This window comes from Mucilaginibacter sp. OK283 (assembly GCF_900110415.1).
Lineage (GTDB): Bacteria > Bacteroidota > Bacteroidia > Sphingobacteriales > Sphingobacteriaceae > Mucilaginibacter.
The window spans coordinates 531,202-543,223 of record NZ_FODR01000002.1; the positions used below are offsets into that span (position 1 = coordinate 531,202).

Sequence of the window (12,022 nt, forward strand, 5' to 3'; positions counted from 1 at the left end):
ATGAAATATAATGTATATACAAAATCATTAATATTTGTTGTAGCCGTTGTTGGCATATGTACATTATTAAATTACGTCATCCCTGCCCCGGCTATCAAGATAGAGCGCGAAAGATTTGCCGAATTTGAAAGGGTTAAAGACAGCGTTCAATCGTTAACTCTCGGACGGTCACACGGTGGTGCTGTGATATATGATTATTGGGATTGTAAAGGCGAAAATTTTTCTATTGGCGGTAGGGACATAGCATCAATAAAATATTTGCTCGAATACTATGTTCCGCAAATGCCCCATATAAAAGAAGTACTCATCTCCATGTCCTACTCTTCGTTATACTATGATAATGAAGCTTTATCAAATGGAAACTTGAATGATGCGCGTAAGTCACTCTATGCTTCTGTCCCTACATTTAAGTTAATATCTGCTGACGACTACAATAATTTGATATTTGGAAAACTAATGGCATTTACGAGGGCTGATCATGGTTTTACCGAAATTAAGTTATTGGCTAAAACGTTGCACGATAAAAAAAACAGGAAAAAAACAGGAAAAGATGAGGCAGAGGAGAAGTTAGATTCCACCCAAATTATAAAATCGGCGCCTGTGCAGGCATTTGACCATAGTAAGGATCGTAATATAGCTTTGATGTACAATCCTAAGATTATATCAAAGAGTTTAGAAGACCTGGAAAGCATAATTGTTTTTTTGAAAGCTCATCATGTTAGATGTATCTTTTTTACACCACCGTTTTACAAAGATTATACAGCCAATACTCCGCCATCTGATATTAACGAAATGCGTAGTAATGTTTATAGATTTGTAAAGAAATATGGAGTAGAGTATTATGACTATTCGCAGTATGCCGACATTTCAAATAATGTGAATTTTTATATGAACGCCGACCATATGAATGCCGCAGGTAAAGAAAAATTTACCAAGCTTTTGCTTGCAAAAATTAGAAATATTAAACACGTAAATTGATAATATAATAAAGAAATGTAGTAATAATTGCAATTATTACTACATTTTGAACGAAATGACTGAATAAGTTATATAATTTTATTAGATTTGTTGATGGGGTTTTTACGCATCAAAAGACATTTACCATGAGCCGCTGGCAGTATATAAAAAATATGAAACTTAGTGAACTCTCTTTGAAAAGAGTTCAGAAGATTATTTATAATCGTTTAAGTTATATCCCTCACCTACTGGCTTGGAACAGCAATAGCGACTTTGTAGAAAAAAACAAAGAAGGTATTGAAAAATACCATAATTTGTACAAAGGACAACGTTGTTTTGTTGTTGCAAACGGGCCAAGCCTTAAATTAACAGATACCGGGCGCCTTACTAACGAACTTACATTTGGCATGAACCGCATTTTTTTATCGGGTTTTAAGCCAACGTTTTTGGTTGTAGGTGATATGGAAACTATGCTGATACAATTCCCCGAAGATTTTTCAAACTACCCAGGTGTAAGGTTTTACAATTGGAAAGCACGCAACATTTATAAAAAAGTGAAAGATATACTTTTTTTAAATATGAGCTATAAACTTCAATTTTCAAAAGATCTTACAAAATCATGTTGGGCCGGCCACAGCGTTACCTACGTTTGTTTGCAACTCGCATATTATATGGGTTTTACTGAAGTTATCCTGATAGGTAAAGATCATAGCTATGTAGGGATGGGAACCCCGGGGCAATTTGTGAAAGCTGACGGTAAAACACAAAACCACTTTATTAAGGATTACTTTCCGGCAGGGAAAGGGTGGAAGATTCCAAATTACAAAGGCGAAGAGCTTGCTTATACCATTGCAAAAAAAGCCTTTGAAGATGATGGCCGCGTTATTTATGACGCAACAGTAGATGGAAAGTTGGATATTTTTGAGAAGAGGGATTACGACACTTTTTTTAATGATGAGTTAACAGAAATAAAAAGGTAGATTTTAAAATTCAAACTTGTTAAAAATATTATTTATCAGAATTTGTAATGAAATACGTAGCTGAAATTCCTGTTAGATTGGGAAGTAAAAGAGTTCCCAAAAAAAACTTAAGGCATATTCTTGGAAAGCCAATGGTTGGTTATGCGATAGACGCCTGTAAACAATCTGAGTTTATTGATAGTGTTTACGTAAATTCTGAGGCAGATATCATGGAAAAGCTTTGTGCCGATTATGGTGTAAACTTCTATCGCCGTACGCCGGAACTTGCCGAGGATCATATAGTACAAGATCAGTTTAACTACGATTTTTTGAGCAATATCGAAACAGAAAACCTGGTGATGGTTAATCCGGTGTCGCCGTTGGTAACGCCAAAGGATATTGATGACGCCATTAGGTTTTATGAAGAAAACCAACTGGATTGCTTAATATCCATCAGAGAAGAAAAATTACAGGCATTTTTTGATCACCAGCCGTTAAATTTTAATGATCAGGCTTTGCTTCCGATGACTCAGAATTTAAAACCCGTACAATTATGCGCCTGGACAGTGTGTATTTGGAATGCAAAGAAATTTAAAGAACAATTTGAGGCAAAAGGCTACGCTGTTTTTGTGGGCAAATACGGTTTGTACCCTATTGATCCTATTCGTTCAATTAAAGTGAGTACCGAGGAAGATTTTCAATTAGCTGAATTATATCTGTCGTTAAAAAATACAGCGGCCGAAAAAACAATAACATATTATGAGTAAAATATTAACATCACCTTCTTCATTTGGCCAGGTGGGGCCAGAGCCTGTTGACTTGCTTGTTAAAAGTGGTTATGAGGTAATTAATAACCCCTACGGCCGCAAATTAACCGAAGATGAAGTGATTGAGCTGGCAAAAGATTGTATTGGCATTGTTGCAGGCGTTGAGCCACTAACCCCCCGGGTAATGGATTCTTTGCCTTTACTAAAATGCATTAGCAGGGTAGGTATTGGTATGGATAGCGTTGATTTAAAATATGCGGCCCAAAAAGGCATTGTTGTTACAAATACACCTAACGGTCCTACAAGAAGCGTTGCCGAACTTACTTTGGCAATGACATTTGCTTTGCTACGTAAAATTCCGCAAGCCGATGCTGATTTGAAAAACCGGGTATGGAAAAAACAAACCGGTAACCTCATTTTTAATAAGGTAATTGGTGTAGTGGGATTAGGCCGTATTGGTCGTTTGGTATCAGAATTATTTCGTGGTATTGGTAACCCTGTAATTGGGTATGATCCTTATAGTGACCCGGTATGGGCCGAGAAGACAGGTGTTAAATTGGTTGATTTTGAAACCATATTAAAATCTGCGGATATAATTACCCTACATGTGCCCGGCAATGAAGATAAAAGCCCGGTAATTGGCACCAAAGAGCTTGAACTGGTGAAAAGTAGTGCGATGCTTATCAACATATCCCGCGGAGGCATAGTTGACGAAGATGCACTTTATAACGCGTTAACAACAAAAAAATTGACATCGGCGGCAATTGATGTATTTACAGAAGAACCATATGCGGGTCCCCTTTGCGATCTGGAGAATGTGGTTTTAACGCCGCATCTCGGATCATATGCCGAAGAAGGGAAATTGTTAATGGAAATTGACGCTGTAAATAATTTAATTGAAGCCCTCTCTTAAATTAAATCATGAACGCTGGTTTACTCGAAAAATTAAAGGCTGATATTGTTAAAGCAAAGGAAACCACTCGTGATCGGCCTGTTGTAGTTCTTTTTCTTATTAAAAAGAGTGTAAGGATAGTTTTACTTTACCGCGTTTTAAATCATTTTTATTATAAAAACAGATTTGTTTATTATTTATTAACTCCAATAGGTATTTATTACCGGTTGATGACTAACAGATACTGCATTGATTTGCCAGTTAAAACACGAATTGGAAAAGGCTTAAAATTGAATCATGCCTATTCGATCGTTGTTAATCAACGAACCGTTATTGGCGAAAACGTTTATCTGGGGCACAATATAACTATCGGATCAAACGGAAATCAAATTCCTTCTATCGGAAACAATGTCGAAGTTTTTACTGGTAGTATAATTGTTGGTAATGTAACTATCGGTGATAATGTAAAAGTAGGTGCTGGAAGTCTTGTTATTAAAAGTATTCCGGCAAATTCAATTGTTGTGAGTGCCCCATGTACGTTATTAAAGCAGAGTTAAAATTATAAAATCTACAATAATGAAATATAAAGTTGGAATAATTGGTTATGGCATTATGGGTAAAATTCGTAACCAGGCCATTAAAGAGATTGAAAAAGCCGTTGTTGTTGCCGTTTCAGAACCAAATGCCGAGGCTGTGGTTGATGGCATACCCAATGTTAGTCATGATGATATCATCAATAACCCCGAGATTGATGTAGTTATTGTTTGTACTCCAAATTTTTTGAACAAACCGCTAACTATACGAGCATTAAATGCAAAAAAGCATGTGTTTTGCGAAAAACCACCCGCATTTACCGGCGCAGATATCCTCGAGATAAAAGAAGCCGAAGCTGCCAGCGGTAAAAAATTAATGTATGGTTTTAACCACCGCCATCATGATAGTGTTATTCACATGAAAAACCTTATTGATAGCGGCGAATACGGAAAAGTACTTTGGTTAAGGGGCCGCTATGGCAAAAGTGTTACCAAAGATTATTTTAATCAATGGCGTGCAAAAAAAGAGCTTTCGGGCGGTGGCATATTGATGGATCAAGGCATACATATGCTTGATCTTTTCCTTTACCTATCAGGTGATTTTGATGTGGTTAAAGCGGAGGTATCAAACCTTTACTGGCATATGGATGTTGAGGATAATGCGTTTGTTATTCTTAAAGAATCAGCAACAGGTAAAGTTGCTTCATTACACTCAACCATGTCGCAATGGCGCCACTTGTTTTCGTTAGAGATTTTCCTTGAAAAAGGTTATATGGTTTTAAATGGATTAATTACGTCATCAATGTCATATGGTGAAGAAACATTGTCAATAGCCAAAAACAGATCAACTGCACCGGCCGCTACCTGGAAAGACGAAGTAGTTACTAAGTATGTTAACAACAATAGCTGGCGTTATGAAATGGATCATTTCTTTGACTCAATTACAGATGACAAGGAGATAGCCATTGGTAATTCAGATGATGCGTACAAATTGATGCGTATTATAGATAAAGCTTACGATCAAAAGGATTTTTAAAAATTACATTATCATAAATTAAAAATTTCTACTATGGAAAGAAGAGAGCAACTCAAAGATTATTTAAAGGATTACACCTCGCGGTTGACCGCAATTTTAGACAAGATTGAAGTTGAACAACTTGAAAAAGTGGTTACAGCAATGATCACTGCATTCAAGAATGGTAAAACTATTTATGTAGTAGGTAACGGCGGCAGCGCTGCAACCGCATCACACATGCAAGCCGATTTCAGATTTTTTGTGCGTTACTTTTCAAAGTTCCGTCCCAAAATTTTTGCTTTAACAGATAACGTTCCAATGATTACAGCAATTGGTAACGATAATAACTTTGACGATGTATTTGTTGAGCAAATGCGTGGTCAATTTGTATCTGGCGACGTTCTGATCGCCATTTCAGCAAGTGGAAATTCACCTAACCTGGTTAGAGCAGCTGAATTTGCTAATGAATTAGGCGGTACCTCAATTGCTTTTGTTGGATTTTTAGGCGGTAAGCTTAATGAAATTTCAACTATACCATTATATACACCAAACCCTAAAGGCGATTATGGTCCAATAGAAGATGTACACATGATATTAAACCATATAATTGTGAATTATCTTTCTGTTGATCCGGAGTTTCTTTCACTTACTGCTTAATAATTAGTAAATTATAATACCCTGTTATTAATGACTTACAATTCAGCTTTTAAAAAGGATCTTGAAATTGCTATTCAGGCAGCGCGCCTTGCCAGCGAACTGTTAATTGCGGCCAAGCAGGCCGATGTAAAGATCAATAGCAGCATAGGAAAAGATATTAAACTGGAAGCAGATGTTGAATCAGAAAAATTAATAGTTAAGCATTTATCAGAAAATACCCCTTATAATATATTAAGTGAGGAGTCGGGACTGGTTAAAGCATCTGATGAACAAACGCTTCGGTGGATAGTCGATCCGCTTGATGGCAGCCTCAATTTTTCAAGGGACTTTGATATGTACGGCATCTCTATTGGTCTTTGGAACAATGGAGAGCCCGTTTTGGGTGTTATATATGATTTTAATCATCAAAAACTATACACGGGCATAGTAGGCGAAGCTGCTTTTTGTAATGGCGATAGAATTTATGTAAGCGACATTACAGACAAAAAGGACAGTATTTTAACTACCGGATTTCCGGTTTATTCAGATTTTAGCCAGGAAACCCTGCTTAAATTTGTTACTGGTATACAGGCATATAAAAAGGTGAGGCTGCTTGGATCGGCCGCGCTTTCGCTGATCATGGTTGCCAAAGGAAGCATGGAAGCCTACACCGAAGATGATATTGCTATTTGGGATGTTGCTGCCGGTTTGGCTATTGTTAAGGCTGCTGGCGGTAGCTATTCATACAGCGAGGGCTCGGGTCCTAATTACCTAAAGGTTTATGCATCCAACGGACAATAACACAAACAGAATATGATCTTAGATTCAGTAGATAATATAGAGTTCTATAAATCCTTTAACGCGGATATATACGAAGGGCTTCAATTTATAAAAAATGCTCCTGTAGATATCGCGCTTGGTGAATACCCTATATCGGCCAATGTAAAAGCATTGGTTATGGAGTATGAAACCAAAATTGATAACGGATTTGGTTACGAAGCACACAAGCGTGTTATCGACATTCAGTTTCCTTTTATCGGCAAAGAGCTGGTTAAGTATGTCACGCTCGATAAACTATCAGCATATACAGCATATGATGAGGTAAAAGACGTTACTTTTTACAGAACAACCGAGCCGGAATCTGAAGTAGTTATTGGTAATGGTATTTACGGAATATTCTTTCCGATAGATGCCCATGCGCCGCAGCACTGTTATAGTAACATGCCCGAATACATTAAAAAGATTGTTATAAAAATTAAAGTTACCTAATTCAAAAAGATATGCGAGGCGTTTATGATCAGGCTATAAGTAGCATTAAAGAAGAAGGGCTTTCTGTATTTTTAGATAGGTCTGTCAGATATTCCACATTAAAATTAAAGCGACTTTTTGAGTCGGAGGATAAAGAAAACCTACAGAAGTGGAAGGATATTAAGAACAAATATAAAGGCAAACGCGCATTTATATTGGGGAATGGGCCAAGTTTAAATGAAACACCGTTGTACCTGCTTAAGGATGAGTTCACCATGTGCTTTAACCGCGTAAACATGCTTTACGAGCGCTTAAGCTGGAAGCCTGATTTTTTTGCAATTACCGACGATTTGGTATACATGGATATGCTTGATGACTTGAATGGCAAATTGTTAGAAGATTTTGAGTATAGCTTTTTCCCTGATATTACGCCCTATAACATTAACTTTAAAGAAAAGCTTAAAGCCAGGGATAATGTATTATGGTTACATACTGACACACCTGGTTTCTCTTTAAATTTACCTTATTGCGGTATAAATCAATCTGTAGTTAATGCAGGTTTACAAATACTGGCTTACCTGGGCTTTACAGAAATTTACGTTTTAGGCGTTGATATGAGCTTTGCCAGCCATACCGGGAAAAAACTAAGTTCACGCGATTGGGAAGCAAAAGACAATAATGATATAAGCCACTTTGACCCCCGTTATTGGGGAAAAGGGAAAAAATATCATACCGCAAGGGTTGATATCATGGCCGAAAAATTTGACGATGCGTATAAGTTTTTTACCCAAAATGGCGTAAATATCTATAATTCGACAATTGGTGGTAAGTTGGAGGCGTTTCCAAGAAAGGCCATCCGTGAACTTTTTAATTACCCCGAGGAAGAAGAAAGACAGCTTTTTATTGACGGCATAAATCCAAAGCTTTCGGTAGATGCTTTTCTGAAATTTTGGAACGAATCAAAAGTTATAAAAACTGTCGAAGAGTTTTCTGTTACCGACGAAGTTTTTACAACTGATAATGTACTTGGCAAGGATTTGATCAGAACAGCGATCCTTTCGCATATACCTTTTGGGCCTTACCAAAACAAGTATATATTTATTGACAGGAATAGTAACATCTTACAAAAGATAAACAACCAGGATGAGCCCAAATAACTACCTGCGTCTTTCACATACCATATCGCAATCTACTCCGGCTTATGGCAATAAGGATAGGATTTGTATCAGACCAAGCTCGTCTATAAAAAATGGTGACACGGCCAACACATCTCTTTGGATGTTACCCAATAACCATATAGGCACACATATAGATTCGCCTTATCATTTCTGCGAAAACGGGGCTAAAACATTTGATATACCTGTAGGGGATTATTTTTACAACAAAGTGTCGCTTATTGATGTTCCATGTACCGAAGCTAAACTGATAGGCATTGATGACATCAAATTATTTACAACCATTTTACCTGATACCGAACTGCTGATCATCCGTACCGGATATGAACAATATCGCGGGGAAGATAAGTACTGGAATGATAATCCCGGCCTTGCTCCTGAGCTTGCCGATTATTTAAGGGAAAATTACCCATCGTTACGTTGCGTGGGCTTTGATTTTATCTCGCTGACGTCCTGGAAATTCAGGGTAGAAGGCCGTGCAAGTCACCGGGCGTTTCTTTGCCCTGCAGAAGGTAAGAAATTTATCCTTGTAATTGAGGATATGGCTATTGCGGCAGCGCATGATAAAATGGAATTGGTGGTTGTAGCGCCGATAATGGTTGAGGACGGCAACGGCGGGGCCGTTACTATTTTTGCGAAATAACAACTGAAGTCTGATGCTTTTACAGCATCGTAATTTAGTAAACAAACTATCCTGCTTTAAAACAGCAGGTTTATTTATTAACGATTTTAATCATTAAAAATTAAATATGGTAAAAGTTGCACTTATTGGCGCCGGGAAAATGGGAATATCCCATTTATCTATCTTGGGTGCCCACCCCGATGTCGAAGTTGTTGGGGTTTGTGATACCTCTAAAATGGTAAATGATTTTTTATCAAGGTATTGCAATTTTAACTGTTTCACCGATTATAAGAAGATGGTGAACGAAGTTAAACCAGATGCGGTTGTTGTGGCTGTACCTACAAAATTTCACTACAGCATTATAAAAGATCTGTTAGAGAGTAAAGTTCACATTTTTGCCGAAAAACCTTTTTGCCTTACCGCCCCGCAGGGCGAAGAGTTGGTTAAACTGGCCGAAAAACAGGGCAAGGTTAACCAAGTAGGCTATCACAACAAGTTTATCGGTACTTTTGGTGAAGTAAAAAAAATAGTTAATAGTGGCGCTTTAGGCCAGCTAAACCATTTTGTGGCCGAATCATACGGCCCGGTGGTTATTAAAGCAAAGCAGGAAACCTGGCGCTCAGATCCGTCTGAAGGCGGTGGCTGTTTGCTTGACTATGCTTCGCATGTGATTGACCTACTGAATGATATCCTTTCGCCTGTTACGGCGGTCAAGGGTAGCTTGTTAAAATCTATCTATTCAAAAAGTGTTGAAGATGCGGTTTATTCGCTGGTTGAGCTTTCAAATAAATTAACCGGTGTTTTATCGGTTAACTGGAGCGATGAAACCTACCGCAAAATGTCAACCTCTTTAACTGTTATTGGTACAAAAGGCAAAATAGTTTCAGATGCTAATGAACTTAAAGTATTTCTTAAGGAAGAGAATGCCTATCCTGGATATTCAAAAGGATGGAATGTAAAATACATAACCGATTTAACAGAAGAGGTTGACTTTTACTTGCGCGGAGAAGAATATTCGGCGCAGCTTGATTATTTTGTTAAAGCCGTTGAAGGTAAGGTTCCAAATACAATTAACACATTTCAAAGTGCATGGTATACCGATCGCGCTATTGATTTAATTAGAAAAAGCGTTAAATAACATACAATGGAAAGAATTCTTTTTGGAGACAACCAGTTTTTTGCTGTTAATCATATATCTGACGAAAAATCAAGAGCGCAATCGATCAAATTTAAGGATGATAGCGCAATTATTAAAACACTCGATGAGGCGAGGGCTGTTGGCATAAATACATTTATGTGTACCACTCATGACCGGATAGCTAACATTTGCGATATCATCAGAGCCGATCCCGAGAAGTATAAAGACTTTAAGGTGTATCCTTGTATGCCATACGCGCACAAATATGCTAATGCAGTAACAGAACTGGGTATATCTGGTACCATAAAACAATATGTGCCAGGTAACCTTTTTGGTACGCTGTTTAAAGGCGGTGTTGCATTTTTATCAAAGGATTTTATATCTATCATGGAGCTTTTGATTGATGCTGAGATGAAAATGTTTAAAGGGGTAAATACACCGGTAATATTTTTACAAAACGTAATAACCGATTTGTTCCTTGGCTTGGGCGCCAACGAAATTTTAACAGGTTTTCACAGCTATGTAAAAAAGAAATATAATGCTGAAGCCGGTTTTATTACTATGAACATGCCTAAGTTACTAGGGGTGCTTGAAAAAGGAGGCATTGAAAACCCAATTATCTGTTCATCAATTAACAAAGTAGGTTTCCGGATGTCTGGAGGTAAAGAAATTTATGAAGAGACGCTTAAGACCCGTAAACTGAGGGCTATTGCCATGCAGGTATTGGGGGGCGGTGCTATTCCGCCAAAAGAGGCGATAGAATATGTTTGTAATTTACCAAATATAGAATCGATACTTTTTGGTGCATCGTCTAAAGCAAATATCGAAAGTACAGTATCCTCCATTAATCTGTTCGATTCTAAGAAATAAGTTTTATTATCAGGTTTGTATAAATATTAGTAGAATGAAAAAAGTTGCTCTTGTAACAGGAATAACCGGCCAGGACGGTTCATATTTAGCGGAATTATTGCTATCAAAAGGTTATGAAGTTCATGGTATAAAACGTAGAAGTTCTTTATTTAATACCGATAGAATAGATCATTTGTACCAGGATCCGCATGAAAGCAACCTGAAATTCAAGCTTCATTACGGCGATCTGAGCGACAGTACCAACCTGATAAGGATTATTCAACAAGTACAGCCGGATGAGATCTATAACCTTGGCGCGATGTCGCATGTTAAGGTTAGTTTTGATACACCTGAGTATACGGCTAATGCTGATGGTATTGGCACGCTTAGGATTTTAGAAGCCGTAAGGATACTTGGGCTTACCAAAAAAACTAAAATATATCAGGCTTCAACATCCGAATTGTATGGATTGGTACAGGCTGTTCCCCAATCGGAAACCACGCCTTTTTATCCACGATCACCTTATGCGGTGGCAAAAATGTACGCCTACTGGATTACCGTTAACTATAGGGAGGCCTATGGCATTTATGCTTGCAACGGTATATTATTTAATCACGAAAGCCCGTTGCGTGGCGAAACCTTTGTTACACGGAAAATTACCCGGGCAACTGCTAAAATTGCTTTAGGGCTACAAGATAAACTTTATCTTGGTAACCTTGATGCCCAGCGCGATTGGGGCCACGCTAAAGATTACGTTGAAGCCATGTACCTGATATTACAACAAGAAACCCCTGAAGATTATGTAATTGCAACAGGAGTAACCACACGTGTGCGTGAATTTGTGCGCATGGCATTTGAGCAGGTGGGTATTACAATTGAATTTAAAGGCGAAGGTGTAGGTGAAAAGGGGTATGTTACGAGTTGCAGCCTTCCAGATTACCAGATAGAGATTGGTAAAGAAGTTGTGGCGGTTGATCCGGCTTATTTTCGCCCTACCGAAGTTGATCTGTTAATTGGCGATCCAACTAAATCAAACACTAAATTGGGTTGGAAACCTAAGTATGATCTAAAAATGCTTGTCGAAGACATGATGACTTCTGACGTCAACTTTTTCCGTAAGGAAAAATTATTAAAAGAATATGGTTATTCAATTAAAAATCAGTTTGAATAAACTGATTTTTAATTGTTTATAGTCATTTAAAACATTGTAATAAAAGGTCCTTTGCAGGAT

Annotated in this window: 14 protein-coding genes; all 14 read left to right on the forward strand. The window is 37.7% G+C overall.

Annotated features, from left to right (window positions below):
- The 14 genes from BMX56_RS06975 to gmd all read left to right on the forward strand — a co-directional run bounded on the left by BMX56_RS06975 (window position 1) and on the right by gmd (window position 11,962).
- Window positions 1–978, forward strand: a complete 978-nt coding sequence (locus BMX56_RS06975) for a hypothetical protein (RefSeq protein ID WP_090643019.1) — start codon at window positions 1–3, stop codon at window positions 976–978.
- 152 nt (window positions 979–1,130) lie between these two features.
- Window positions 1,131–1,937, forward strand: a complete 807-nt coding sequence (locus tag BMX56_RS06980) for a motility associated factor glycosyltransferase family protein (protein WP_143065387.1) — start codon at window positions 1,131–1,133, stop codon at window positions 1,935–1,937.
- Between the two features lie 47 nt (window positions 1,938–1,984).
- Window positions 1,985–2,683, forward strand: a complete 699-nt coding sequence (locus BMX56_RS06985) for an acylneuraminate cytidylyltransferase family protein (protein WP_090643030.1) — start codon at window positions 1,985–1,987, stop codon at window positions 2,681–2,683.
- Window positions 2,676–3,596, forward strand: a complete 921-nt coding sequence (locus BMX56_RS06990) for a phosphoglycerate dehydrogenase (RefSeq protein WP_090643034.1) — start codon at window positions 2,676–2,678, stop codon at window positions 3,594–3,596. The genes BMX56_RS06985 and BMX56_RS06990 overlap by 8 nt, the downstream gene beginning before the upstream one ends.
- Window positions 3,597–3,604: 8 nt before the next feature.
- Entirely contained in the window at window positions 3,605–4,132 is a 528-nt protein-coding gene (locus BMX56_RS06995; RefSeq protein WP_090643037.1) for a serine acetyltransferase, read from the forward strand.
- Between the two features lie 19 nt (window positions 4,133–4,151).
- Window positions 4,152–5,144, forward strand: a complete 993-nt coding sequence (locus BMX56_RS07000; protein WP_090643041.1) for a Gfo/Idh/MocA family protein — start codon at window positions 4,152–4,154, stop codon at window positions 5,142–5,144.
- Window positions 5,145–5,177: 33 nt separating this feature from the next.
- The gene (locus BMX56_RS07005) at window positions 5,178–5,780 is read left to right on the forward strand and encodes a D-sedoheptulose-7-phosphate isomerase (protein WP_090643045.1); all 603 of its coding nucleotides are present in this window, start codon (window positions 5,178–5,180) and stop codon (window positions 5,778–5,780) included.
- Between the two features lie 30 nt (window positions 5,781–5,810).
- Window positions 5,811–6,560, forward strand: a complete 750-nt coding sequence (locus tag BMX56_RS07010; protein WP_090643050.1) for an inositol monophosphatase family protein — start codon at window positions 5,811–5,813, stop codon at window positions 6,558–6,560.
- Between the two features lie 12 nt (window positions 6,561–6,572).
- Window positions 6,573–7,028 carry a NanQ anomerase/TabA/YiaL family protein gene (locus tag BMX56_RS07015; protein WP_090643055.1) on the forward strand — a complete coding sequence of 152 codons (456 nt, stop codon included), beginning with the start codon at window positions 6,573–6,575 and terminating at the stop codon, window positions 7,026–7,028.
- An 11-nt stretch (window positions 7,029–7,039) separates the two neighbouring features.
- Complete coding sequence (locus BMX56_RS07020) at window positions 7,040–8,164, forward strand: 6-hydroxymethylpterin diphosphokinase MptE-like protein (protein WP_090643060.1); 1,125 nt, start codon at window positions 7,040–7,042, stop codon at window positions 8,162–8,164.
- Window positions 8,151–8,825, forward strand: a complete 675-nt coding sequence (locus BMX56_RS07025; RefSeq protein ID WP_090643064.1) for a cyclase family protein — start codon at window positions 8,151–8,153, stop codon at window positions 8,823–8,825. The genes BMX56_RS07020 and BMX56_RS07025 overlap by 14 nt, the downstream gene beginning before the upstream one ends.
- Before the next feature lie 106 nt (window positions 8,826–8,931).
- The gene (locus tag BMX56_RS07030) at window positions 8,932–9,942 is read left to right on the forward strand and encodes a Gfo/Idh/MocA family protein (RefSeq protein ID WP_090643069.1); all 1,011 of its coding nucleotides are present in this window, start codon (window positions 8,932–8,934) and stop codon (window positions 9,940–9,942) included.
- Between the two features lie 6 nt (window positions 9,943–9,948).
- Window positions 9,949–10,812, forward strand: coding sequence for an aldo-keto reductase family protein (locus BMX56_RS07035; protein WP_090643074.1), 864 nt, complete (start codon window positions 9,949–9,951; stop codon window positions 10,810–10,812).
- A gap of 34 nt (window positions 10,813–10,846) precedes the next feature.
- On the forward strand, window positions 10,847–11,962 hold the full coding sequence (gene gmd / locus BMX56_RS07040) for a GDP-mannose 4,6-dehydratase (RefSeq protein ID WP_090643079.1): 1,116 nt from the start codon (window positions 10,847–10,849) through the stop codon (window positions 11,960–11,962).
- The last annotated feature ends 60 nt before the right edge of the window (window positions 11,963–12,022 follow it).